Below are 23,343 nucleotides of genomic sequence, written 5' to 3'. Positions count from 1 at the left end.
CGCCGGACGAGATCCGCCACCAGTTGATGAAGAGTGATCAAGTCGAGCGAAGCGGGGTAGAGCGTGACGTACCAGACACCTGTCTCGGATCTGGCCTACCTTGATTACAACGCGACCGCGCCGACTCGCCCCGAAGCACTCGACGCCACCCTCGCCGCGATGCGCACTGTTGGTAACGCATCCAGTACGCACCGCTCCGGGCGGGACGCCTCCGACCGGGTCGACCTGGCACGCCGTCAGATTGCCGACCTTCTGAACTGCTCCCACGGTGAGATTGTCTTCACCTCTGGAGCAACCGAAGCAAACAACCTCGCTCTTCGGGCAGCGTTCGCCGCCGGGGGCAAGGTTGTGACGAGCGTGGTCGAGCATCCGGCTGTGCTGGAGACCGCCAAGGCCCTCACAGCCGAGAGGCCCGGCTCTCTGGTACTGCTGCCCGTCGACGAGGACGGCCTGGTGAACCTGGGAGCCTTCCGAGCGGCTCTGGCGACGGACGAAGTCGCGATCGTCTCATTGATGGCCGCCAACAACGAGACCGGTGTGCTCACGGATCTCGCTCCTATCGTCGAGGCCGCCCACGAGCTGGGAGTGCTTGTCCACACGGACGCCACGCAGCTCGTCGGCCGTCTCCCGATCGATCTCGCCGAGACGGACGTAGACCTCCTCTCCCTCTCCGCGCATAAATTCGGTGGCCCGCAGGGAGTGGGGGCACTGTTCGTGCGACGCGGCATCTCGCTGCCGTACCGCCCGCTGATCTTCGGAGGCGGTCAGGAGCGGGGCTGGCGGGCCGGGACCCTGAACGTGGCGGGTATCGCAGGCGCGGGTGCAGCCGCCGAGGCAGTTCGGGGAGCTCTGACCACCGAGGCGTCACGCATCGCTCAGCTGCGTGACGCACTGGAAGGCTCGCTCGTTGAACAGGTCAACGACTGCCGGATCAATGGCGTGCTCGGTCGGCGGCTGCCGGGAGTGACCAGCATCACTTTCCACGGAGCCCCGGCAGACGCGGTGCTCGCTGCAATGCCAGACGTGGCTGCGTCAGAGGGGAGTGCTTGCTCGTCCGGCGCGCCTAGCCCTAGCCATGTACTCCTGGCGATGGGGCGCAGCCGGGAAGAGGCCGACTCGACGGTCCGTTTCTCCCTCGGGTACGCCACGACCCCTCGCGACATCGACCGGGCTGCTTCATCAGCGGTGCGAGCCGTCCGGCAAGTGCGAGCCGCTCTCACGGCTCCGCTGTAGTACGGGCCCCGGCCTGAAGACCATCCACGCATTTACGGACACGGAGAAAGCCTCGCATGTCAGACAGCCGGCTCGCGGAAGCCGCCCATTCCTCCTTCGCGCGCCACGAGACGTTTGCGCCGCGGTTCGGGTGGCTCCATAAGGCGTACATGCAGGTGAAGTATCGCCCGGATACGTTTCTCACGGACGACGCCCCGGTTCTCCTCGGCGTCGGCAAGAACATGGCCATCTCCATGCGCTACTGGTCGCGGGCCTTCAAGCTGACCCGTGAGTTCTACGGTGACGACGGCAACTCCCGAGCGATGTTCTCGTATCCCACGTGGGAGGCGCGGTGGCTGCTTGATGAGGACGGAGCGGACCCGTACCTCGAGGAGCATGGCAGTCTGTGGCTGCTGCACTGGTGGCTGCTGTGCTCGCGGCCTGGGGCCAAGAGCTGGGCGCCTTCTTGGTACGTAGCCTTCCAGCTTGCGCCATTCGCGCGCTTTACGGCTCCGGATCTCACCCAGCTGATCGTTCGCCACGTGAACATGTCCTACGCCGAAGCGCCGGCTGAGACATCCATCGCGAAGGACGTCGATTGCATCACCAAGATGTACGTCCCCGCGAAGCGCTCCAAGGGTGGCGCCCCCGGCGCATTCGAGGACCTGCTTGCCTGCCCCTTCCGTGAGCTCGGCCTGATGGAGGCTGTGGACCACCCGACCTCTGGGCGCTCCGAGTGGGAGTTCACCACCGGATCGCGTATCTCCCTCCCGGACCGAGTGGTGGCGTACGCGTGTCTGGACTATGCCGCTCGCACCACGCGCGGCGCCGGGTCGATTTCTCTCGCCCGGCTCGCCAACGAGCACGGCGCGCCCGGCCGGGCGTTCCGCGTGCGTGAGCCCGACATCGCCGCGGCCCTGGAAAGGGTCGCTGCCACCACCCAGGGATTGCAAGTAGTCGAGGCAGTCGGTCAGCGCAGCCTGGCATTCACCTCCAACCCGATCGAGCTGGCCTGGGACGTCCTGGATGCCCAGTACGACAACGTCCGCCAGCGACCGGGCTTCCCTACCCGGGATGAATGGGCGCGCGCCTACCCCAAACTCGCCGAAGCTGAGGCGCGAGAACTCAAGCTTCAGGACGCCGTTGAGCAGCAGCTCACCCTCGAGGAGACCCAGTGACCACCGAGACCCCCACGCGGCCCGTTGCTGCCCGCAAGGGCACCGGCGGCCCTCAGTTCCCTGCCGGTGTCGAGCTGCTCGGCTCCCGTATGCGCTCCACCAACGTGGAGCGCGACGTGCTGGACGAACTGCACTCCCCCTACATCGGCGCGCGGGCCGTCGACGTGTTCGACCGCGTGGCCAACGCCCTCGGTGACCTGCGCCGGCCCCGGTCATGGTCGTTCACCGGCCCTTACGGTTCCGGCAAGTCCACCCTTGCCAACCTCATCGACGCGATCCTCGGTCACGATGAAAGCCGTCGGGCCGAGGCCCACGCAGCGCTGGCACAGGTCAGCCCCGGCCTGGCTATGCGACTCGCCGCCTCCCGGGACCAACTGGCGCCGAATGGCTTCCTGGGCGCTGTCGTGATGGCCCACCGTGAACCCCTTGTCACCACGCTGTCCCGAGCCTTGCAGACAGCAGCTCGGCGCCGCTGGCCGAACAGGACGCCCAAAGCGGTCTCCGCGGCGCTGGCACAGTGCGCCGATCCTTCTACCGCCACCCGCAAGGAAGTCCTCGCCGCCGTCACCGCGCTCTGCGCACAGCAACCGTTGCTGCTGATCATCGATGAGTTCGGCAAGACGCTTGAACACCTCGCCGGGCACAGTGAGTTCAGCGCCAAGAACGACCTGTTCTTGCTGCAGGATCTCGCGGAACAGAGTGCCGGCGACCGCGGCCTGCCGCTCTTCATGATGACGTTGCAGCACCTGTCGTTCATGGACTACGTGGCTCAGTCCAGTCAGCTGCAGACCCGCGAATGGGCAAAGATTCAGGGCCGGTTCGAAGACATCACCTTCGCCCCCCACTTGGGCGACTCGGTCCAGCTGATGCGCCGCCGGCTTGACCAGTCGGCGGTGGCGGAACCCGGCCGCAAGCTGATCCAGGCCCATGCCGAGGCGTCGGAAAAGGCTTGGCGTAATCACGGCCTGAACGACGTGGTGGACCTCAAGGTGCAGGACTTCGCAGACCTGTACCCGCTGCATCCGCTAACCGCAGTCGCAGCCCCATTCCTCGCGGCGCAGATCGGTCAGCATGACCGAAGCCTGTCCGGCTTCCTCAACAACGACGAACCTCACACGGTCCGCCGCTCGCTTGCATCCTTCTCTGCTGTCAAGCCACGCCGGGCCACGACCATCCAGCTACCCCAGCTGTACGACTTCTTCCTCGACTCCGGCCGGACCTCGCTCCTCGCTTCGACCAACGCCAGCCGTTGGATCGAGATCGAATCCCGGGTCACCGAGGCCAACGGCCTGTCCACTGCTGAACAGAACCTTCTGCGCACCGTGGGCATGCTGAACCTGATCGACTCCGACGGTGCGCTGCGAGCGACCGCAGCGATGATCTACTTTGCGCTGCATGAGCCGGCCGACGCCTCCAGTCCCGAGGCTTTCGCCGCTCTGGAGCAGCAGCTCAACGGCTTGGTGGAACGCGGCCTCCTGGTGCACCGCGTCTTCAATGGCGAGTACCGGGTTTGGCGCGGAAGTAATTTCGACATCGACACACGCCTCAAGGAAGCACTCGCCCACCTCGATGAGGCAGCCGTACTCCAGCGGCTCGGTGACTACCTTCCGCTGGCTGTCGCGGCAAGTCGGCACAGCCAGGTCACCGGGATGCTCCGCGCCTTGTTCGTCCGGATCACAGGTGCACAGACGAAGTCCGTTGACGGCCCGGACGAGCTCAGCGATCAGGCCGACGGTCTGCTTGTCTTCCATCTCGGCACCATCGAGGACCGCCCGCGCGTCGCTTCCTCGCTGCCCGTCGTCCTCGGAGTGACAGAGGAGCCGGATCTGGTTCTCCGGGCCGCGTTCCACCTCGTGGCGCTGGAGGAGCTGCAGGGCGACAAGACGCTGGACCCAGTGGCTCGACGAGAGATCTCCGAACGTACATCGGCTGCCAAGCGCGAGCTGCTCGAGCTGCTCAGCGCAGCATTCTTTCCCCTCACCCAGCGGGCCACTTGGCGTCTGTGGCGTTCAGGCTTCCCCGCTGACGCCGGCGACGGAGAGGTGATCGAGAGCCGTAGCCTGAGCGGCCTCGCATCCATCGCCTGTGACCGGGTGTTCTCCGCGACCCCGCACATCCGCAACGAGATGCTCGGCCGCCACGAGCTGACCAGCCAGGGGGCCAAGTCCCGCCGGGAACTCCTGACTGCCATGTTGACGAAGTCCGGGGAACGGCACCTGGGCATCGACAAGTACCCGGCCGAGCGGGCCATGTACAGCGGCGCACTGGAATACATGGGCCTGCACCGCGAGAACAGCGCTGTCACGGACGATTCCGCGACCTCTCTGCTGCCCTACGGCTTTTCACGGCCTGGCGCCTCTCACCCCCATGTTCTGGCGGTCTGGGATGCCTTGGAGACAGCGCTCTCGGATGCCCATACGCGCACCGATCTCGACAAGATCCACCGTGTGGTCATGGTGCCCCCCTATGGCGTCAAGGCCGGCGTCGTGCCCCTCCTGGTGGTGACCGCGCTCATCCTGCGCAGTCAGGACGTCGCTCTGTTCGAAGAAGGCTCCTACCTGCCGCGCCTGACAGCCGATGTGGTGGAGCGGATGGTCAAAGCTCCAGGCCGTTTCTCTGTGAAGGCAACGCCCCTTGGAGATGGCCTGCGGCAGAGCGTCGTCAAGAAGCTTTCGCTGGCGCTCGATGTCGAGGCGCCCCGCTCACAGGCGCTGCGCAACCCGGCCATCCTCGCCGTCACGCGGGCTCTGATCGAGCGGGTCATGGTGCTGACGCCCTATGCTCGCCGCACGCAGCGGATCAGCAAGGATGCCGTCGCGGTCCGCTCAGCGCTGTTCACCGCGCAGGACCCAGACGAGCTGCTCTTCCACACCCTGCCCAAGGCCCTTGGGCTGGACCCGATCGGTCCGGACGCGCGCAAGACCACCAGCGGCAACAAGGACTACGCTGAGCGACTCGCCGCCGCGGTCGAGGAGATCTCCGGCGCCGACCTGGCCCTGCGCGCTGAGGTCGTCGAGACCATCAGCCATGAGTTTCGACTGCCTTCCTCTCTGCCAGAGCTTCGACGGGCGCTCGCTTCCCGCCTCCAGGGGTTCGCTAGCGTTTCCCTTAGCCTTGAGCTGCGTGGGTTCGTCGCCATAGCGCTTAACGAGGGCCTCCCGGATTCGGACTGGCTCGACCCGATGATCGTGCGGCTGTCGCACTCCGCCCTCGGAGACTGGACCGACAACGACGTCTCCCTTTTCGCCCGACGGGTCAAGGAGATGGCCGCCGCTCTTGACCGCGTCAGCCACCTGTACAAGAACGGCGTGCCGTCCGACCAGGCGGACGAAGAGCTCGAAGCCCGTCTGCTCACCCTGACCGACAAGGACGGCGCCGAGCAGCGCACGCTGATCTACCTTCCCGAGCAGTCCCGGAAGGAAGCGGAAAGTCTGGCTGTCAGTGTCGTGGTGCAGGCTGAGAAGATGCTTGGCCCCGACGGCGCTCGGATCCTGCTCGCCGCCCTCGCACAGCGGGTGTCCGAGCCCGTTGCCGCTACTGCACTTGAGAGGACGGAGTGACCATGACCGATGCAACCACCCCGGTGAAGAAGGTCCGGCACGTTCTAGGTCTGTCCGGCGGAAAGGATTCCTCCGCCCTCGCCATCTATATGCGCGACCGCGTGCCGGAGATGGAGTATTTCTTCTGCGACACCGGCGCCGAGCTGCCGGAGACCTACGAGTACCTCAATAAGCTCGAGGCAGCTGTCGGAAAGCCGATCACGCGGCTGAACACTGACCGCGATTTCGACCACTGGCTCGAGGTCTACCAGGGCACTCTGCCGAGCCCTCAGATGCGCTGGTGCACCAAGAACCTGAAGATCAAGCCACTTGAGGAATGGGTCGGCGACGACGAGGTCATCTCCTACGTGGCCATCCGCGCCGACGAGAACCGGCTCGGATACGTCAGCACCAAGCCCAACATCACCGCGGTCTTCCCGTTTCGCGAGGATGGCATTGACCGTGAGGGCGTCGGCCGCATCCTCGACGAGGCCGGCACCGGCCTGCCGGGCTACTACGAGTGGCGCACCCGGTCAGGGTGCTACTTCTGCTTCTTCCAGCGCAAGCACGAGTGGGTCGGGCTCAAGGACCGGCACCCCGAACTCTTCGACAAGGCCGTGGCCTACGAGGAGAAAGTCCGCCACCAGGACACCGCCATGCAGGGCCGTGACTACACCTGGTCTCAAGGGGAGTCCCTACACCAGCTGATAGAACGCCGGGAAGACATTCAGGCCAAGCACGAAGCCAACCTCGCCCGGGCCGCCAAGCGGGTCAAGCCCAACCGACCGCTGCTGGAGGTCCTCTCGGATGCGCTCGACGCTGATGACGACGAGGCCGGCTGCTCCGTCTGCCACCTCTGACTGAGCCGTTCCTCGCAAGGGGTCCGGTTGATGACGAACCGTCATCAACCGGACCCTTTTTCGTCTCATCGCACCCGTTGTCAGTGCTGCGTGTAAAGATGTGTGCACTCATCACACACCGTCACCCAGCCGGAGCGCATCAGGAATGGCGACACCAGACACCGTCGCGCGGGCGGTCATCCGTCACCGCCTGGACGCCAGCCCTGCCCTGGAGATACAGCTCGGAATCACCCCGATGCTGGATGTGCCGGCCCACCAGCTTCTACAGGACGACCTGAAGCGCCACGCCTCCCCCTGGGAGAGGCTCACCGCGGTTGAGAGCATCGCCGATTCGATACCCGACGAGCCTGGTCTCTACATGTTCGTCTGGCGTCCGGCGATCAAGCTCGCCATGGCTGACGGATCCGAGGGTGGCTTCCACCACGTCCTCTACATCGGGCACGCGGGCGGAGCCGGCCAATTGGGCAACACCCTCAGGAATAGATTCAGGGACTACAGGAAGCACTTGCGGGGCAACCCTGAGGATCTCTGGACCAGGGAGCCACCGACGACCCGAGCAGGCCGACTCACTCACTATCTGGCCCTGCACCCGCTGGAGTTCTGGTTCGCCACCGTCGATGACCGGTCGAGGATCAAAAACCTGGAAGACCGCCTGATTCACCTGTACAACCCACCAATCAACATCCAAGGCGGCCCCAGGTTGCGCGGTCGGCTCAGCAGCATCCCCAAACCGGCACTTCGCTCCTAGTTTGAACCCGTTCCCTGACATCGAGGTACCTCATGCCGTCCAAGACGTTCGTTCCCGCTTTCGAAGCCAAGGTGGGTAACTGGACTTACTACTCCTGTCTGATGAGCTACGCCCAGGTGGCCCGCGAGATTAACTTCGCGCACGAGCTCGGGGGGAACCGCGATCTTGGCACGATGATTCAGCGTGGCGTCGGCACCCGCACGGAGAAGATCACCGACTACCTGCTCACTAACGAGAACCGTTTCCTCGGAGCCATCATCATCGCGGTGTGGGGTGGAGACCCCAACTACCTGTCCGTGGAGATGGATTCCGAGAATCAGGCTGTTCTCCAGGGGCTTGATCGAAACTTCGGCGTCCTCACCTTCGACGGCACCCAGCAGTTCTTCGCCCTCGACGGGCAGCACCGACTCAAAGCCATCAAGGACGCGATCAAGCAGAATCCGGAGCTGGGGAGCGAGGACATCAACGTCATCGTCGTGCCGCACTTCGACACCCCAGACGGACGGCGACGAACCCGACGTCTCTTCACCAACATCAACCGGAACGCCAAGAGCACCAACTCCCAGGAGAACATTGCTCTTGACGAGGATGACAGCTTCGCCATCCTCACTCGTCGCCTGCTCGACGATGACCCGTTCTTGAACCGCGACAAGGTCGTCCTCGTGTTCAGCAAAGTGGGCCAGGACGGTGAACTAGTCCTGGCACAGCGGTCTATCACCGCGACGAGCCCCGCGTGGAGCACCATCGGCGTGCTGTACGACATCACTAAGGAGATCGGTTTCGACCTTCCCTGCGCTAACGAGCAGTCGACGCAACGGGTCACCGACGAGCTTCTCGACCAAAGCTTCGAGCTCCTCTCTGCCCGCGTCCTGGAGCTCCTCGATGCGTGCGGCAATCTGCGACAGCGCTACCTCGCTTCTGTGACACCCAAGGACCTCCGAGCCCCGAAGGGCCGAGACGGCGCTGGACACCCGTTCATGCGGCCCGCAATCCAGGTCCAGGTGGCTCGGGCCGTGCGACACGTCCTGGAGCAGGAAACCTTGACGTGGCCCGAGGTCATGAAGCGCCTGGCGGCACTCGACTGGAAGATGACCTCAGCACCGTTCTCCTCCATGTGGATCGAGACGCCCGAGGGCACGAAGGCGAAGGGGAAGATGGCCAGTGGTAACACCCAGCTTCTTTACGATCTTCTTCTCGTTCACCTCGCCCCGCGCTCCAAGGCTCAGATCAGCAGGGCGTTGCGCTCATACGCAGACGTGATGAAGGCCAAGTACCCGGTGCCGGCTGAGGAACTGTTCGCGCTCCTCCCGGTCGATGCTGACTGAGTGAAGCACTGCAGCACCTGATGCCGACTTCCGAGGCGGGCCTGGTGCTGCCGTCGTCCACACCGGCTGATCTCACTCTTGGTCATACCGTGTCCGTGCTTGCGTCTAACAAGACGATCACGTGTCGCGGCTTGTGTGCGTCGGGGCGCGCAGCCGACGCACAATGACGCACGCCGACAACGCAGTTGCCTACGAAGAGAGTGCGATTAGCCGGTAGATCGGGTCGGGCCGGAGCACGTCCTGGTTCGGCAACGAAGACAAGCCCCTGCACAGCTTTGCGACCTGTGCGGGGCTGGCTTTACGGCTCCACGAGATGCGGCCTTCGGTGATCTGCTCACGCCACTGGCGTGGGCTCCAGCCCTGGCCGATCCCGGCGAACGTTGTATCGCCGGACATACTTAGTCCATGGTCGGCTGCAAGCGTCACCACGCGCTCGAAGCGGTCAGATGCGCCTGCTGCGTGCTTGTGCCTCATAGATGCTGTCATCGCGGCCACATCGCTCTCAGCATTGAAGGCGGCCTCGTCCTTATTCACGGTGGTGACCAGTACACCTCCGGCCCGCAGGACGCGGGCGCCCTCGGCGAGCACCGGCGCCACATCATCGAGGAGATGGAGCAACCAGATGAGCACTACCGCGTCCACCTCGGCCGACTTGATCGGCAGGCGCGTCGCGTCACCGAGCACCACACCGTGCGGCACCCGGGGCGAGGCCAGTGCGACCATGCCTCGCGAGCGGTCCACGCCGAGGACCGTTCGACCGTGGCGACCCAGCCGCCTCGTCACGATTCCCGTACCGCACGCAACATCCACCAGGGCAGACGTTCCAACGGGCAGCAGTCGCTCAACGGCCTCAGCAGTGGCCGCCGCCCGCGCTTCGCCGCCTCGGGAGGCGTCGTAGCCCCTAGCTTCACCGTCGTAGTCGATCACGGCCACAAACTTAACGAGATGCGCGGTTCGGCTCTAGTACTCCAGCTGTAGATCGTGATGATCAGTGGGGCAAAGTGGCAGTATGACTACGTACGAGACGATGCCGTTCCACCTTGAGACCGAGCGGCTGATACTGCGGCCGTGGGCCGAGTCGGACGCCGCTGAGTTCTGCGCCCTCCTCTCCGAACGCGGCAAGGGGACTCCCACGGTTGAGAACATCCGGACGTCCATCGCGGAGTTGCTCACCGCGACGGCGACCACGGGGATCGCCCTGCTGCCCATCCAGCGCCGCGACGAAGGCGACTTCATCGGCTACTGCGGGCTGATCATCGGTCGCTCCACGCTAGAGCAGCCTGAAATCGCGTACGAGCTGTTCCAGCATGCGCATGGGCGTGGCTACGCCACCGAGGCGGCCAGCGCGGTGCTCGATGCCGCTATCGCGACCGGGCGGGAACGGCTCTGGTCGACCGTCGGCGCGTGGAACACGCCGTCGCTCCGTGTCCTTGAGAAGCTCGGGTTCGAGCGGGATCACGTTTCCACGGAAGATAACGGTGAAGTGGTTTGGCTTACACGCTCGTTGCCGTAACGCGAGAGCACGCTCCCGGAGCTTCATGCTCACGTGATCGAGTACGCTCCGGCGGAGCGCCAGGCACGCCAAGACCGGTTGGTACTCCAGGTGTAGATCGTGATCTTCATGTCTGGGCTGCGGCTTGTCGACGGTAATGGCTAGCCTGTGATCGTGCCTGATGGCGGCGTCGCCAGTCGGACCAGCCGATCCGGTGCGCGAGGTCGTGCAGTGGCCGGACGGCGATGGTGAGGAACAGGTGCTGGATCTCGTTGCAGGTTAGTGGGGCCAGGTCGTCCGGACCAGCGCGCCGTGCGTGCTCGTCTGCGCGGACGACGGCGAGGAAGGCGTGAGTGCCTGTTTCTGAACCCAGAAGCCGCAGGTCAGCCCGCCAGTGTCCGAAACGCGAAGTTCGTCGAAGCGTTCGCCGAACGGTCACCGTGACCGTTCGGCGAACGGAACTGCTGGGGCGAGTGGGACGGGCGGGGCGTTGTCCATGGAGAACAAGCCCCAGAGGGCCGGCGAGTCGGTCGGCGGACCGACCCTGCTTGATCATTCTCAAGGTGGTGGCCACCACCTCGGCCCAGAACCCACCTTGGAGTCAGGCTACCGAAGCCGCCAGCTCCGAGGTTCAGAAACAGGCACTGAGCTTGGTCTTTATCTACCAAGATCTTCCAGGCTTGCCGATGGCCTTGAGGGTCTCGGGGCGTTTGACGGTCTTGCCGACGTCGTAGCGGGGTGCCCGGTGTTTGTTCTTCGCGCCGGGTGGCCGACCGGGGCCGACGCCTCGGGGTTTGGGAACACGGGCCGGGCAGGCGAGGTGAGCGCGGATGTTCCTGAACCCCCGGCGGACCCGGGCCGGGGTGAGCCGGTCGGAGATGGCGGGTTTCTCCCAGGGCCGGCGGAGGTCCGCGGCGAGGGGGCGAGCGAGCCGGAGCTGGGTGTGAGCGACGATCAGGAGCCAGGTCCAGCGGTCAGCGGCCTCGGGAGTGCGGAGTTTCGGCGTGGTCCAGCCGAGGGTTTGTTTCGCGAAGCGGAAGGTGTGCTCCAAGTCGAAGCGGCGGAGAAACACCTGCCAGAAGCGGTCCACGTCGTCGGGGGTGGCGTCGGTCTTGGAGGACCATAACCACACCGGCGGAGCATCCCGTTCCTTCGATAGATGCTCGACCTTCAAGCGCATCAACGTTCCCTCTACCAAAGGTAGTTCGCCATCATGGTCGAGCCAGGAGGAACGGTGGGTGAGCCTGGGATGGACCCGGTCCCAGGCCTGGGTTTCGGCCTTGCCGTAGTTGGTGGTGTGCGTGACTGTGGTGATCGCGGGCTCGGGCCAGGTCTCCGGCTTGGTGAAGCGGAATTCCGGGCCGTGCTTGGGCGGCCGACCGTTGACGCCGTGCATTCTCGGTGGTTTCGGCAGGCGCATCACGCGGTCGGAGCGGACTCGGCCGACCAGCTCGACCGGCAGATCGCGCAGGGCCCAGGCCAGGCGTGTGACGTCGTAGCCGGCATCACTCACGATCACGATGGCCGGGTCCCCGGCCCGCCACTGGCCTGCGGTGATGAGCTGCTCGACCACTCCTCGGAGCTGGGCGGCGGTGATTGCTGTCGCGTCGTCCGCTGGTCCGAGCCGGACTGCGTCCAGGATCGCGGTCCATGACGTGGCGCCCGGCTCCAGCACGGCGACGAAGGAGTAGGGCCAGCCCGGAATGAACTGCGAGGCCGTCTTCGCGCGGCCGTAGACGTGGCAGAACAGACGGTCCGCCGAGCACGGCGCGTCCGAGCGGAGCCACGGTGACACATCGACCGCTAGGACCAGGCGCCCGCCGTCGAAGCGCGGCAGCGGCAGTCCGGCCAGCGCGGCCCGCAGCCGTTCGGTGTCGATCCGGCCGTGGTTCAGGCCGCCGTACATCGCTCCGTGCCCACGACGGTGCTCGGGCAACAACGTCAAGTCCACCGGGGACTTCACCGCACCGTCCGCACACAGCACCGCGTCCACCAGCTCGAACAACGCGTCGCGCCGGGCGGTCAGACACTCGTAGAACTCACCCCGGAAGCGTGACGCTTCTGCGAACGCTTCCCTCCGGACAGCATCAGCCAGCAGACTCACCCTCACGGCCTTCGTCATGGTCACGTGCACCTTGGTCGGATCACATGATCAGACGAAGGCCGCCCCCACGTCCGGCGAATACCCAGGTGAGCGGTCCAGTTCGAGATGCCGTTCGAAGCTGGAACGGCCCGTCTCGTCCGATGTGTGGTGGACATGCCGGGCTGGCAGGTTTTCCCGAAGGGCGCTGAGACAGGTGAAGTAGGGTGCCGCCAACCAACTGGGGGCGGCATGAAGCAGCAGGCATCGACAGGTCCGCTTGCCCAGGACGGGGAAGGGCGACCGAGTCGCCTGCCGCGACGGGTGCTGTTCGTTGTGACGGTGTACCTCATCTGTTTCCTCTGGGGAACCGCCATGCACCTCGTGGATCTGGCAAGTGGTGGTCACAACAGCTATGCCTCTCCTGCACCAGCTCCCATCCGGGTCTACTTCGTCGCTCTGGTCCTGCTCGACCCTCTGGCGGCCGTTCTGCTGGCACGACTTCGGCCATTCGCCGTGATTGTGGCGTGCGCGGTCATGACCGTGGACGTGTCCGCCAACTACTACGTCAACTGGCCGCAGATCTCACAACACCCGGACTACCTGCTCCGGCCCCTCGGGTTGCTGCCGTTCACCCTGTTCGCGCTCTTCGTCGCTGGGACAGCGTCGCCCCTCTACCGGCACCTGGCCCGGATTGCCGGAGCACGGAAGCCGATAGACGACAACGCCGGTTGATGCAGTCCGTCCCATGCTCACCGCGAGCGACGACACCTAGTCTGGCAGCGAACTCCACAAGTCCCGAGAGAAGAGGCAACGACCGTTGCGACGGGGCGCGGAAGATAAAGAACAAGCTGAGCTTGAGATTTAACCCAGCGAATTCGAACACCTCTGACCGGCGGTTTCAGGCGTGATCAACGCACCCGAGACAGGTTCGAATCGGGCGAAAATGCCCGTCTGACCCGGCGGCAGGTTCTGTTCGATCGGCGAGGTTAAATCTCAAGCTCAGCTTGGTCTTTATCTACCAAGATCTTCCAGGCTTGCCGATGGCCTTGAGGGTCTCGGGGCGTTTGACGGTCTTGCCGACGTCGTAGCGGGGTGCCCGGTGTTTGTTCTTCGCGCCGGGTGGCCGACCGGGGCCGACGCCTCGGGGTTTGGGAACACGGGCCGGGCAGGCGAGGTGAGCGCGGATGTTCCTGAACCCCCGGCGGACCCGGGCCGGGGTGAGCCGGTCGGAGATGGCGGGTTTCTCCCAGGGCCGGCGGAGGTCCGCGGCGAGGGGGCGAGCGAGCCGGAGCTGGGTGTGAGCGACGATCAGGAGCCAGGTCCAGCGGTCAGCGGCCTCGGGAGTGCGGAGTTTCGGCGTGGTCCAGCCGAGGGTTTGTTTCGCGAAGCGGAAGGTGTGCTCCAAGTCGAAGCGGCGGAGAAACACCTGCCAGAAGCGGTCCACGTCGTCGGGGGTGGCGTCGGTCTTGGAGGACCATAACCACACCGGCGGAGCATCCCGTTCCTTCGATAGATGCTCGACCTTCAAGCGCATCAACGTTCCCTCTACCAAAGGTAGTTCGCCATCATGGTCGAGCCAGGAGGAACGGTGGGTGAGCCTGGGATGGACCCGGTCCCAGGCCTGGGTTTCGGCCTTGCCGTAGTTGGTGGTGTGCGTGACTGTGGTGATCGCGGGCTCGGGCCAGGTCTCCGGCTTGGTGAAGCGGAATTCCGGGCCGTGCTTGGGCGGCCGACCGTTGACGCCGTGCATTCTCGGTGGTTTCGGCAGGCGCATCACGCGGTCGGAGCGGACTCGGCCGACCAGCTCGACCGGCAGATCGCGCAGGGCCCAGGCCAGGCGTGTGACGTCGTAGCCGGCATCACTCACGATCACGATGGCCGGGTCCCCGGCCCGCCACTGGCCTGCGGTGATGAGCTGCTCGACCACTCCTCGGAGCTGGGCGGCGGTGATTGCTGTCGCGTCGTCCGCTGGTCCGAGCCGGACTGCGTCCAGGATCGCGGTCCATGACGTGGCGCCCGGCTCCAGCACGGCGACGAAGGAGTAGGGCCAGCCCGGAATGAACTGCGAGGCCGTCTTCGCGCGGCCGTAGACGTGGCAGAACAGACGGTCCGCCGAGCACGGCGCGTCCGAGCGGAGCCACGGTGACACATCGACCGCTAGGACCAGGCGCCCGCCGTCGAAGCGCGGCAGCGGCAGTCCGGCCAGCGCGGCCCGCAGCCGTTCGGTGTCGATCCGGCCGTGGTTCAGGCCGCCGTACATCGCTCCGTGCCCACGACGGTGCTCGGGCAACAACGTCAAGTCCACCGGGGACTTCACCGCACCGTCCGCACACAGCACCGCGTCCACCAGCTCGAACAACGCGTCGCGCCGGGCGGTCAGACACTCGTAGAACTCACCCCGGAAGCGTGACGCTTCTGCGAACGCTTCCCTCCGGACAGCATCAGCCAGCAGACTCACCCTCACGGCCTTCGTCATGGTCACGTGCACCTTGGTCGGATCACATGATCAGACGAAGGCCGCCCCCACGTCCGGCGAATACCCAGGTGAGCGGTCCAGTTCGAGATGCCGTTCGAAGCTGGAACGGCCCGTCTCGTCCGATGTGTGGTGGACATGCCGGGCTGGCAGGTTTTCCCGAAGGGCGCTGAGACAGGTGAAGTAGGGTGCCGCCAACCAACTGGGGGCGGCATGAAGCAGCAGGCATCGACAGGTCCGCTTGCCCAGGACGGGGAAGGGCGACCGAGTCGCCTGCCGCGACGGGTGCTGTTCGTTGTGACGGTGTACCTCATCTGTTTCCTCTGGGGAACCGCCATGCACCTCGTGGATCTGGCAAGTGGTGGTCACAACAGCTATGCCTCTCCTGCACCAGCTCCCATCCGGGTCTACTTCGTCGCTCTGGTCCTGCTCGACCCTCTGGCGGCCGTTCTGCTGGCACGACTTCGGCCATTCGCCGTGATTGTGGCGTGCGCGGTCATGACCGTGGACGTGTCCGCCAACTACTACGTCAACTGGCCGCAGATCTCACAACACCCGGACTACCTGCTCCGGCCCCTCGGGTTGCTGCCGTTCACCCTGTTCGCGCTCTTCGTCGCTGGGACAGCGTCGCCCCTCTACCGGCACCTGGCCCGGATTGCCGGAGCACGGAAGCCGATAGACGACAACGCCGGTTGATGCAGTCCGTCCCATGCTCACCGCGAGCGACGACACCTAGTCTGGCAGCGAACTCCACAAGTCCCGAGAGAAGAGGCAACGACCGTTGCGACGGGGCGCGGAAGATAAAGAACAAGCTGAGCGAGCATGGCGAGGGTGACCCAGCGGCTCCAGGACGGGTAGCGCCGGACCTGGTGTTCATCGAGTCCGGCCAGCCCCTTCCCGGTCTGGAAGGTCTCCTCCACCCGCCACCTGGATCCCGCCGTCCTGACCAGCGTGCGCAACGGAGCCGGCCCAATGGAATGGCAGCGATAGTAGGCGAGTTCGCCGGTGGTGCGGTTGCGCCGGATCAGCAGCTGACGGTGGCCCGGCGTCGGGTCGGTGAGGTCGATGACGGCCCAGTCGTAGTAGCGGTGCCCCTTCGCGCCGGGGCCGGCGGACAGCTTCTGCCAGGCCCGCTTCGGGATCTGGCCAGCCAGTACGCCGGCGCGAAACCTTCCCGCACCGGTGGCCACTTCGGCCGAGCAGGCAACTGCGAGGACATAGCCCAGGCCGCGTTCTTCCAGGGCCGCCCGCAGTTTCGGGTTGCCGCCGTAGACCTCATCGCCCGTCACCCAGTCGATATGGTGCCCGGCGTCCAGGAACCGTTCGATCATCGTGCGGGCCAGCTCCGGCTTGGTCGCGAAGACGGTGTCCTCGGCCAGCCCGGCCGCCCGACAGCGGTCCGGGTCCGAGGTCCATGAGCGTGGGACGTACAGCTCCCGGTCCACGGCCGCGTGTCCCCGTGCCCCGGCGTAGATGAGATAGACGGCGACCTGGGAGTTCTCGATCCGGCCGGCGGTTCCGGTGTACTGGCGCTGGACCCCTACGGTGCGGGTGCCCTTCTTCACGTCGCCGGTCTCGTCCACGACCAGGACCGCCTCCTCGTCGTGGAGATGCTCCACGACGTACTCGCGCACATCGTCACGCACCGCATCGGCGTCCCAGGATGCCCTGCACAGCAGATGCTGCATGCCGTGCGGGGACTTCTCCCCCGCCCACTCCGCGATCGTCCAGCAGTTCTTGCGGGGCAGGTCCGACAGCAGCCCCAGTATCAAACGCCCGGCCCGCAGCCGGGGTTCGACCCGGGCGAAGCGGCCCGCGATACGGCTCATGGTCACCTCGAACGCATCCCGCCAACGGCCTGGATCTATGCTGTGGCCTGCGGCCACCGTCTCATCGTCAGTCCACACAACACACGATGATCAACGGTGGCCGCACCCGTATCCGCACCGGCCCCGACCAGCAAGATCACGATCTACAGCTGGAGTACTAGCCGGGCGTTCGCGAAGTTCCCCATCTCGGCCTCCTTCGCCCCCACGTACCGACCTGGATACGACGGTGCCGACATGAGTGGGCCTCCCGATCTCGAAGTGTACGGCCGAGCCGAGCCGTCAAGGACGCCTTTGGCGTCGCCAAGGCGATGAGCTGTGCTCATCCTTGACTGCCCACCCCGTCCCTGAAGCTCGGCTGGCTATCGGGCTGCCGGCGAGGTGTGGCCTCTCCATGGGGACGACAGCGTCAACCCCGCCGTCCCCATGGCCCATTCCGTGACGCTGAGGGTGGGGAATAACGGCGTCGTTCACAACGGCGCCTCGTACGAACTCGCCCGTGCCATGCGGGATATCGTCCTCGGGCAGGATCCCCCGGTCCAGCTCACCGAGCGCGCCGTCACCTACCTCGCACAGCTCCGCGAAACCGCCGTCGACACCACCCACCCCGGCGGGACCGTCATCACGCGCGCCGGCGATGATGTCCGCTGGTGGACCTGGGCTGGGTTTCGCGCCAACGCCACACTGACCGCGACACTCGCCGGACTCACCGATGAAGGGCAGCGCTTCAACGAGCCGTATGTCCGCATGCGCCCCGACCTGACACCCCAGATGTGTGGGCGCCCTTCCGCCTCACCTGGCCCGCACGACCGTGGCCCAGCGCCTGACCGCCACCGATCGAGCCGCCTCCGTCCTGGGCGAACCCGTCCGCTTCTCTTCTTCTCTGGGCCACTAGACCGCGCTCGCGGCCAGCCGGGCGAGCTAGCACCGGGGAGGCCGTGGCCGAAGGAACAGTCCGAGGCCCGCAGACAGTCGTCGGCTCTCCGCCGGCTTCCGTCAGGGCTGTCGCAGCTCGCTCGGCTCGTATCGGAGTTGATAGTGTCGATGCTCCGACTCGAATCCGCGTGGGGTCGCATCTGACCGCGCCCTCTCACCTTGAGGCCGCCGGCGAGGCGGGGTTGGCCTCCGACCAACTCGGCGCCACGGACCTGTTCGAGGCGGCGGCAGAACTCCCGCAGGCCCTGGCGACAGGATGCGCGGGGGACGTCTATCTATGCCATCCGTTCCTGGTCCACGCAGCCCAGCCGCACCAGGGTCGGACACCGCGATTCATGGCGCAGCCACCGCTCTACCCGGCCGAGCCGTATCGGCTCACGCGTGAAGCCGGCGACTACTCACCGGTGGAGGTAGCAATCCGGCGTGGTCTGCAGCGGGGCGCATGACCGCCGACGAGTCAGGACAGCAGTTGCAGCGGTGGAGGAAGGGGCCCCCGTCCGGGCGGCCGACGAGATGCCGCACGATCGCTTCATGAATCGGTTGGCGGGCTCCGTCCCACCTCTGACAGGGTCAGACCCCATGGACTGCATCTTCTGCTGCCTGATCCGTGACGACTCAGCCCGGTGGGTGATCCGCGGTCCCGTGGCCACAGCATTCGCTCCGCTGAACCCCCTCGCGCCAGGGCACACCCTGGTGATTCCCACATCCCACTACGCGGACATCTTCGACACTCCGCCGGAGGTCCTGGCCCAAACCATGGGGCTGGTCCAGCGCCTTGCCGGGAAGATGCGGACCGCATTGAACGCCGGAGGCGTGAACATCCTCAGCGCCAGCGGCCCCGGCTCGGAGCAGTCAGTACCCCATTTGCACTTCCACGTGGTTCCGCGCTGGTCAGACGACAGTTTCTCCACCTGGCCGACGCAGCAGTCCCGGCACCGGATCGCCGACGACCCTGTCACACAGCTTGCCAACGCCATGACGGCCAATCACGCAACATGACCGCACCACAGAAGTTGGCTCTGTCGCTGATGTCGGGGCCACCGGGCCCTCACTCTGACGGCGCCTCGCCCCACAAATGAGTGGGTGGGACGAGGCAAAGCCCGCATACGCAGACAGCGATCTGCCTCGGTGACACGCGGCCGAGCCTGCTGTCAGGCATGGATGCGGGCGATCTGGCGGCCCACTTTGGGGTAGAGGTCGGCGTCCGCCGGCCGCGCCGGTCTCGGTCAGGACCACGGTGAGCGTCTTCTGGATAGCCGTCTCGATGAACTGCGTGGTGCGCTGCTCACCGTCGGATTCGCAACGAGGCGGCTCATGCTGTGCCGACCACGAGGATGTGCGCCGAGGCGTCGGTGAACACCCCGTGCTCGTCCGCGAGGCGGGCCGTCGCGATCGCGTCCGCGAAGAGCGCTCCCGCTGCCTCCTGGTCCGCGAAGCGGCCAGCCGCGACTACGTACGCCCACCCCGGGCCCTCGATTCCATGCACGCTCACACCGCTGAGCCCCGCCTCGCCAGCCTCCTGGGCAAGCTCGGCTGCGGTGTGGAAGTGCACCACCGTGAACCCCCTGCTGCCGTCGTAGGAGCCGGTACGGACCACCTGCGTGACCTCACCGGCCAGCAGCTCCGGGGACAGGCCCGCGCTGACGGTGTAGTCCTGCATCAAGGAGTAGCGGGAGATCCCCGCGGCTGCCACCACACCGCCCGGTGCCGCGACCCGACGAGCCTCCCGAAGCGCCGTGAGCCGGTCCGCGCGGTCCGCCAGGTGGTACAGCGGACCCAAGAGCAGGACCGCGTCGAAACTGTGGGACGGGAAGGCCAGATTGCGGGCGTCCCCGAGCTCGGCCGAACATCCCGGCGCGTGCGCGCGCGCCTGTTCCACATGCTTCGGTACAGGGTCCACGAGTATCACCTCGTAGCCGTCCTCGGTGAGCCAGCGGGCGTGCGTACCCGGGCCGCCGCCCACGTCCAGTACCCGGGCCGGCGCTGGAGGTAAGCGTCGGCGCAGCAGCTCCCGCGTCCGCTCGAACTCCAGGCGACCCGTCGCGGTGGCGTACAACCGGGACGCCTCGTCGTACTCCGTGTAGAAGTCGGTGATCCGCTCGTCGATGCTCGCCATACCTTGCGAGAGTAGGGCCCGGCCAAACGTCCTGCACCCGGATATCAGACTGCTGCGGGGCAAGAGCCGGGGCAGAGGATCCGGTGGCACCTGTACACCAGTACCCAGGACAGATCTCGGCGCCAGCGCCAATACTGGCTGTGACGTTGTTCAGCGGCTCCAGCATGCTGGCTTCGAGCGGCCCCACTTGGCGGGTCGCGCGGACGCATTGAGGGGTGGTGACGGGGCGAAGTGGCCCCGCCCTGGCTCTTGTGGTGAGACGGTTCCCGTGGTATCCGGCAGGGGTGGTGCTGTGCCAGACGCCGGGTGAAATTTGCTCGCGACTGTGTGCCGCTTCTGATGTTGTGAGCGGCACGAGGTACTCGGGCCTTGAGGGGGCAGGCTGTGACGGACGACGGATGCATCTTTTGTGCAATAGCGAGAGGTCAGGCGGACGCCAGCATCGTCCACGAAGATGAATCGGTGATCGCTTTCATGGATCTCCAGCCCGTCACCCCAGGCCACTTGCTGATCATCCCCAAGGCGCACGCTGTGGGACTGGAGGATCTCCAGGAGGACGTCGGCGTCCAGGTCTGGAAAGTGGCGCATCAGCTCGGACGTGCACTACGCCGATCAGGCTTGCCATGTGAGGGCGTCAACTTGTTCCTTGCGGACGGCGAAGCAGCCTTCCAGGAAGTTTTCCACGTTCACCTGCATGTCTTCCCCCGCTTCACAGGTGACCCATTTCGCATTGATGCTGACTGGCGCGTGCAGGAGCGAGACCAGCTTGACAAGACGGCTGCTGCCGTCCGTGGCGGCCTCGCTGCCCTCGACGCCAGGCAACGCTGACGACCATCGCTCTCCGGGCGGGACACAGTCTTCAGCCTGAGGCCAAGGAAGTTCATCGAGTGGTCCCTACACACGCCAATTCCCGGGGCCACTTCAAGACGCCTCGATGACAAAGGATCTTCACCAACCGGGGCCGTTTGGAGCCAATACGCCGGAGCCACGGAACGACGTCTCGGGCCAGCCAATATCCCGGAGCCGCGGAACATCGCTGCGCCCTATGGTGTGCAGCACCTGGCGCGTACATGCACTGGCGTGTCGTACGAGAAGGAGAGGCTTGCGTGCTGATGACCAACGAGACGCTGCACGACCGGTTTATAGAACTCGCTGAGCTTCCGGAGCGGGGCCGAGCGGTCGACTTAGGCTGTGGCGCGGGCCCGGCTTTGGCCGCCTTCGCGAGGCGTTTTCCGCAGGCGCACCTCACGGGCTTCGACCGGTCCGAGCAGGCTCTGGCCACGGCTCGCGAGCGTCTACAGAGCCACGCTGGCACAGTGAAGTTGGGCTCCGTGGATCTACGCGAGAAGCTCCCTCTCGCGGACGGCAGCGTAGACGCGGTCGTCTCATCCAACCTTCTCGAGTGCCTGCCCGACCCGGCTCAGCTCCTGAACGAGGTGTGGCGGGTGCTGCGGCCGGGTGGTCGCGCGGTGCTGTCCCATTCCGACTTCGACTCGCTCGTGATCGCCGGTGCTCCCGTCGACCTCGACCGCAAGATCGGCCACGCCTTCGCCGATGACGCGCCCTCATGGATGGATAGCTCGGATGGGAGGATCGGGCGCAAGCTGCCCGGTTTGATCCAGGCATCACCGCTTGCCCGGACCCATGTAGAGACCGTAGTGACCTCCTCAACTGAATTGTCCGGCCATGCCGCTCGCCGGGTAGGCGATATCCGTGGAGCGTTGCAGTCGACCGCCAAGCGAGGACACGGCACATTGAGTCCGGACGAGATCGACGACTGGTACACCGCGGTTCAACAGGCCGCCGCCACTGGGCGCTTCTTCTTCGCCGAAACGGCAGTGCTTGTTGCAGCTCACCGCATGTCGGGGGCGCCTGAACTTGGGCTCAGTCAAGATTTCCGTTAAGCCGATCACGCTTCAGTGCGCCGGTGACGCTCTGTCGCTGGCAGCGCGACACTCGCTGAGTGTGACGAACTGCTGAAGACGGTGCCGCACCTGAGCGAGGTGTTGCGCATCGTGACCGCAACCCGGAGGGGGCGGCTCCGGTGCTGTGTCCGGACTGCGGAGCGCCGGCGATACGGCGTCACAGCGGGTACCGGCGCCGCCTTGCGGACGGCGCCATCTGCGGCCGACGAGCAGACTGGGCTCGAGCACCGTCTGGACCGGCGGTTCCTCGACGTGCGGCTCCGCCCGCAGGGGCAGCTGTTGTTCGCCCTGCAGACCACCCTCGAGCAGGGCATGCCCGAGCGGTCCTATGCGGTGTCTGCCTGCAGCTTGCAGGTGGCCTTCCGTCTGCGGCGTGGTCCGTCACCGGCCCGTTGAGTGGGAGTAGTGACTCGAGGGGCACGCCGCCGTTCCAGGCACCGAACAGGTCACGGTTGATCGCGATAATGTCGTGCTTCGACGGGGATGTTGGCCCACTTCACCAAGTCTCGGGCTGAGGCGATGGCTTCTCCGAAGATGTCGAGTTCGACTGCTCTGGCACCTCGTTGGGCGAAGGCGATCGTCGCGCCGAGGGTGACATTGCAGGTGGTGGACCTCGCAGCGTTCCAGGTCTCCCAAGTCTTCCCATTCGACAGGAGCGAGCCAGCGGGATGGGGCGGCGGCTTCGTCGCCCAGGAGGCCGTAGTACCTGCTGGCGATGGGGCAGGTGCGCACGCGTCCCAGTCGAGCTCGTTGGTGCGCATCACGCCCCGGTGCTCGATGTCGAGTTCACCTGATGTCTCAGTCACGCAGTCATCCGATCGCCGGCCCACGACTGCGCGTATTACCTCGGTGATATAACACTTGAAATGGTGCGCTTGCGCTCAACTGTGCACCCTTACCGGCATGTTCATTGCACTACCGAAGTTGAACGTTGGATGGATTGGCGCCCTGCAGACAACACCACGGCAAGTGGGGCGTGGACATCCGTAGCAATGTGGGCCACCTCGATCGGCCTGATCGCGTCAGCACCCGTGACACTTCTGGCCGACTCTCGAGAAGGAGCACAGCGTGATCACGTTGACGCACCAGTGGCTTCCGCGCCGCATACCGGACGACATCGACGTGCGAAGAATCTACGGCTTCTGCTTTGACGCTGTTGGCCGCGTACTACTCGGAGTTGAGGGCAGCGGCGAGAGCAGCGAAGAGCACCATATGCCCGGAGGCACACCTGAACCCGAGGGGTATGACTGCCTTGCAACGCTAGTCAGCGAGTGCCGGCGCGAGTTTCGGGTCAGCATTGACAGACCCGTCTATCTGGGTTATCGGAAGGTGCGCGACGAGGCAGCGCGCTTGACGTACGCCGAGTTGTTGCTAGCTGCGCGCATCACGACCTTTCACCGCCAAGGCCCCGATTCCGGCCGCTGTCGTAGATTGCGGAGATTGCTAACTCCTCTGAACTCCGCTTCTGGCCGCCTTGGTTGGGGCTCGACGGGACTCCAGGAGATCGCTGCCGCTACGGCTGTCGCAACGAGTGTCTTCGGCCTCGACCTGACGGTTCCGCAGGGCGAGGTCTATCGGAACTGAGCCGTCCGCCCCCACAGCCGCGAAGCTGCGTCAGTCACAGTGATCC

The 23,343-nt window shown here is 65.6% G+C and carries 18 protein-coding genes and 2 pseudogenes; 14 read left to right on the top strand and 6 right to left on the bottom strand.

Features of this window, described 5'->3' with window-relative positions; translation table 11 throughout:
* Window positions 1-63 precede the first annotated feature (63 nt).
* The 6 genes from ACLLJJ_RS28555 to ACLLJJ_RS28530 all read left to right on the top strand — a co-directional run bounded on the left by ACLLJJ_RS28555 (window position 64) and on the right by ACLLJJ_RS28530 (window position 8,862).
* The gene (locus ACLLJJ_RS28555) at window positions 64-1,233 is read left to right on the top strand and encodes a cysteine desulfurase family protein (RefSeq protein ID WP_434596634.1); all 1,170 of its coding nucleotides are present in this window, start codon (window positions 64-66) and stop codon (window positions 1,231-1,233) included.
* 56 nt (window positions 1,234-1,289) lie between these two features.
* Window positions 1,290-2,390, top strand: a complete 1,101-nt coding sequence (locus ACLLJJ_RS28550; RefSeq protein WP_267838840.1) for a DUF4007 family protein — start codon at window positions 1,290-1,292, stop codon at window positions 2,388-2,390.
* Window positions 2,387-5,950 carry an ATP-binding protein gene (locus ACLLJJ_RS28545; RefSeq protein ID WP_434596632.1) on the top strand — a complete coding sequence of 1,188 codons (3,564 nt, stop codon included), beginning with the start codon at window positions 2,387-2,389 and terminating at the stop codon, window positions 5,948-5,950. The genes ACLLJJ_RS28550 and ACLLJJ_RS28545 overlap by 4 nt, the downstream gene beginning before the upstream one ends.
* 2 nt (window positions 5,951-5,952) lie before the next feature.
* The gene (locus tag ACLLJJ_RS28540; RefSeq protein WP_267838842.1) at window positions 5,953-6,789 is read left to right on the top strand and encodes a phosphoadenosine phosphosulfate reductase family protein; all 837 of its coding nucleotides are present in this window, start codon (window positions 5,953-5,955) and stop codon (window positions 6,787-6,789) included.
* 145 nt (window positions 6,790-6,934) lie between these two features.
* Entirely contained in the window at window positions 6,935-7,537 is a 603-nt protein-coding gene (locus ACLLJJ_RS28535; protein WP_267838843.1) for a hypothetical protein, read from the top strand.
* A gap of 32 nt (window positions 7,538-7,569) precedes the next feature.
* A complete protein-coding gene (locus ACLLJJ_RS28530; RefSeq protein WP_267838844.1) occupies window positions 7,570-8,862 on the top strand; it encodes a DNA sulfur modification protein DndB in 1,293 nt (430 codons plus the stop codon).
* Between the two features lie 189 nt (window positions 8,863-9,051).
* Here the strand turns inward: ACLLJJ_RS28530 and ACLLJJ_RS28525 are convergent, their stop codons facing one another.
* A complete protein-coding gene (locus tag ACLLJJ_RS28525; RefSeq protein ID WP_434596628.1) occupies window positions 9,052-9,789 on the bottom strand; it encodes a class I SAM-dependent methyltransferase in 738 nt (245 codons plus the stop codon).
* A gap of 82 nt (window positions 9,790-9,871) precedes the next feature.
* On the opposite strand from ACLLJJ_RS28525, the gene ACLLJJ_RS28520 reads away from it, so the two are divergent.
* Window positions 9,872-10,375 (top strand): GNAT family N-acetyltransferase, encoded by a 504-nt coding sequence (locus ACLLJJ_RS28520; protein ID WP_434596626.1) that lies wholly within the window; start codon window positions 9,872-9,874, stop codon window positions 10,373-10,375.
* Window positions 10,376-10,481: 106 nt separating this feature from the next.
* On the opposite strand, the pseudogene ACLLJJ_RS28515 reads toward ACLLJJ_RS28520, so the two are convergent.
* Window positions 10,482-10,706 (bottom strand): annotated as a pseudogene (locus ACLLJJ_RS28515) (IS701 family transposase); the annotation flags it as partial.
* A 309-nt stretch (window positions 10,707-11,015) separates the two neighbouring features.
* Window positions 11,016-12,476 (bottom strand): NF041680 family putative transposase, encoded by a 1,461-nt coding sequence (locus ACLLJJ_RS28510; protein ID WP_434587130.1) that lies wholly within the window; start codon window positions 12,474-12,476, stop codon window positions 11,016-11,018.
* Window positions 12,477-12,686: 210 nt separating this feature from the next.
* On the opposite strand from ACLLJJ_RS28510, the gene ACLLJJ_RS28505 reads away from it, so the two are divergent.
* The gene (locus ACLLJJ_RS28505; RefSeq protein ID WP_434587132.1) at window positions 12,687-13,169 is read left to right on the top strand and encodes a hypothetical protein; all 483 of its coding nucleotides are present in this window, start codon (window positions 12,687-12,689) and stop codon (window positions 13,167-13,169) included.
* A 283-nt stretch (window positions 13,170-13,452) separates the two neighbouring features.
* Here the strand turns inward: ACLLJJ_RS28505 and ACLLJJ_RS28500 are convergent, their stop codons facing one another.
* Window positions 13,453-14,913, bottom strand: coding sequence for an NF041680 family putative transposase (locus ACLLJJ_RS28500; RefSeq protein WP_434587130.1), 1,461 nt, complete (start codon window positions 14,911-14,913; stop codon window positions 13,453-13,455).
* Between the two features lie 210 nt (window positions 14,914-15,123).
* On the opposite strand from ACLLJJ_RS28500, the gene ACLLJJ_RS28495 reads away from it, so the two are divergent.
* Window positions 15,124-15,606: a hypothetical protein gene (locus tag ACLLJJ_RS28495; RefSeq protein ID WP_434587132.1), complete on the top strand. Its 483-nt coding sequence runs from the start codon at window positions 15,124-15,126 to the stop codon at window positions 15,604-15,606.
* 17 nt (window positions 15,607-15,623) lie between these two features.
* On the opposite strand, the gene ACLLJJ_RS28490 is transcribed toward ACLLJJ_RS28495, so the two are convergent.
* Window positions 15,624-16,739 (bottom strand): IS701 family transposase, encoded by a 1,116-nt coding sequence (locus ACLLJJ_RS28490; protein WP_434596624.1) that lies wholly within the window; start codon window positions 16,737-16,739, stop codon window positions 15,624-15,626.
* Window positions 16,740-17,767: 1,028 nt separating this feature from the next.
* Between ACLLJJ_RS28490 and ACLLJJ_RS28485 the strand changes: the two are divergent.
* A pseudogene (locus ACLLJJ_RS28485) lies at window positions 17,768-18,118 on the top strand (phytanoyl-CoA dioxygenase); the annotation flags it as partial.
* A gap of 67 nt (window positions 18,119-18,185) precedes the next feature.
* Window positions 18,186-18,671 carry an HIT family protein gene (locus tag ACLLJJ_RS28480; protein ID WP_434600544.1) on the top strand — a complete coding sequence of 162 codons (486 nt, stop codon included), beginning with the start codon at window positions 18,186-18,188 and terminating at the stop codon, window positions 18,669-18,671.
* Between the two features lie 313 nt (window positions 18,672-18,984).
* Here the strand turns inward: ACLLJJ_RS28480 and ACLLJJ_RS28475 are convergent, their stop codons facing one another.
* Entirely contained in the window at window positions 18,985-19,788 is an 804-nt protein-coding gene (locus ACLLJJ_RS28475; RefSeq protein ID WP_267838848.1) for a class I SAM-dependent methyltransferase, read from the bottom strand.
* 384 nt (window positions 19,789-20,172) lie between these two features.
* Between ACLLJJ_RS28475 and ACLLJJ_RS28470 the strand changes: the two genes are divergently transcribed.
* The 3 genes from ACLLJJ_RS28470 to ACLLJJ_RS28460 all read left to right on the top strand — a co-directional run bounded on the left by ACLLJJ_RS28470 (window position 20,173) and on the right by ACLLJJ_RS28460 (window position 23,297).
* Window positions 20,173-20,616: an HIT family protein gene (locus ACLLJJ_RS28470; RefSeq protein WP_267838849.1), complete on the top strand. Its 444-nt coding sequence runs from the start codon at window positions 20,173-20,175 to the stop codon at window positions 20,614-20,616.
* A gap of 284 nt (window positions 20,617-20,900) precedes the next feature.
* Window positions 20,901-21,692 (top strand): methyltransferase domain-containing protein, encoded by a 792-nt coding sequence (locus ACLLJJ_RS28465; RefSeq protein WP_434600543.1) that lies wholly within the window; start codon window positions 20,901-20,903, stop codon window positions 21,690-21,692.
* 1,089 nt (window positions 21,693-22,781) lie between these two features.
* Window positions 22,782-23,297 carry a hypothetical protein gene (locus tag ACLLJJ_RS28460; RefSeq protein WP_434596621.1) on the top strand — a complete coding sequence of 172 codons (516 nt, stop codon included), beginning with the start codon at window positions 22,782-22,784 and terminating at the stop codon, window positions 23,295-23,297.
* Window positions 23,298-23,343 lie beyond the last annotated feature (46 nt).

This window comes from Streptomyces sp. A5-4, assembly GCF_051131715.1.
Lineage (GTDB): Bacteria > Actinomycetota > Actinomycetes > Streptomycetales > Streptomycetaceae > Streptomyces.
This window is presented reverse-complemented; position numbering and strand designations above follow the sequence as displayed.

Excerpts from the sequence above, each read along its gene's own strand:
- ACLLJJ_RS28550 (WP_267838840.1), top strand. The coding sequence starts at position 1,290 with ATGTCAGACAGCCGGCTCGCGGAAGCCGCCCATTCCTCCTTCGCGCGC.
- ACLLJJ_RS28540 (WP_267838842.1), top strand. The coding sequence starts at position 5,953 with ATGACCGATGCAACCACCCCGGTGAAGAAGGTCCGGCACGTTCTAGGT.
- ACLLJJ_RS28535 (WP_267838843.1), top strand. The coding sequence starts at position 6,935 with ATGGCGACACCAGACACCGTCGCGCGGGCGGTCATCCGTCACCGCCTG.
- ACLLJJ_RS28530 (WP_267838844.1), top strand. The coding sequence starts at position 7,570 with ATGCCGTCCAAGACGTTCGTTCCCGCTTTCGAAGCCAAGGTGGGTAAC.
- ACLLJJ_RS28520 (WP_434596626.1), top strand. The coding sequence starts at position 9,872 with ATGACTACGTACGAGACGATGCCGTTCCACCTTGAGACCGAGCGGCTG.
- ACLLJJ_RS28510 (WP_434587130.1), bottom strand. The coding sequence starts at position 12,476 with ATGACGAAGGCCGTGAGGGTGAGTCTGCTGGCTGATGCTGTCCGGAGG.
- ACLLJJ_RS28505 (WP_434587132.1), top strand. The coding sequence starts at position 12,687 with ATGAAGCAGCAGGCATCGACAGGTCCGCTTGCCCAGGACGGGGAAGGG.
- ACLLJJ_RS28500 (WP_434587130.1), bottom strand. The coding sequence starts at position 14,913 with ATGACGAAGGCCGTGAGGGTGAGTCTGCTGGCTGATGCTGTCCGGAGG.
- ACLLJJ_RS28495 (WP_434587132.1), top strand. The coding sequence starts at position 15,124 with ATGAAGCAGCAGGCATCGACAGGTCCGCTTGCCCAGGACGGGGAAGGG.
- ACLLJJ_RS28490 (WP_434596624.1), bottom strand. The coding sequence starts at position 16,739 with ATGAGCCGTATCGCGGGCCGCTTCGCCCGGGTCGAACCCCGGCTGCGG.
- ACLLJJ_RS28480 (WP_434600544.1), top strand. The coding sequence starts at position 18,186 with ATGCCGCACGATCGCTTCATGAATCGGTTGGCGGGCTCCGTCCCACCT.
- ACLLJJ_RS28475 (WP_267838848.1), bottom strand. The coding sequence starts at position 19,788 with ATGGCGAGCATCGACGAGCGGATCACCGACTTCTACACGGAGTACGAC.
- ACLLJJ_RS28465 (WP_434600543.1), top strand. The coding sequence starts at position 20,901 with ATGACCAACGAGACGCTGCACGACCGGTTTATAGAACTCGCTGAGCTT.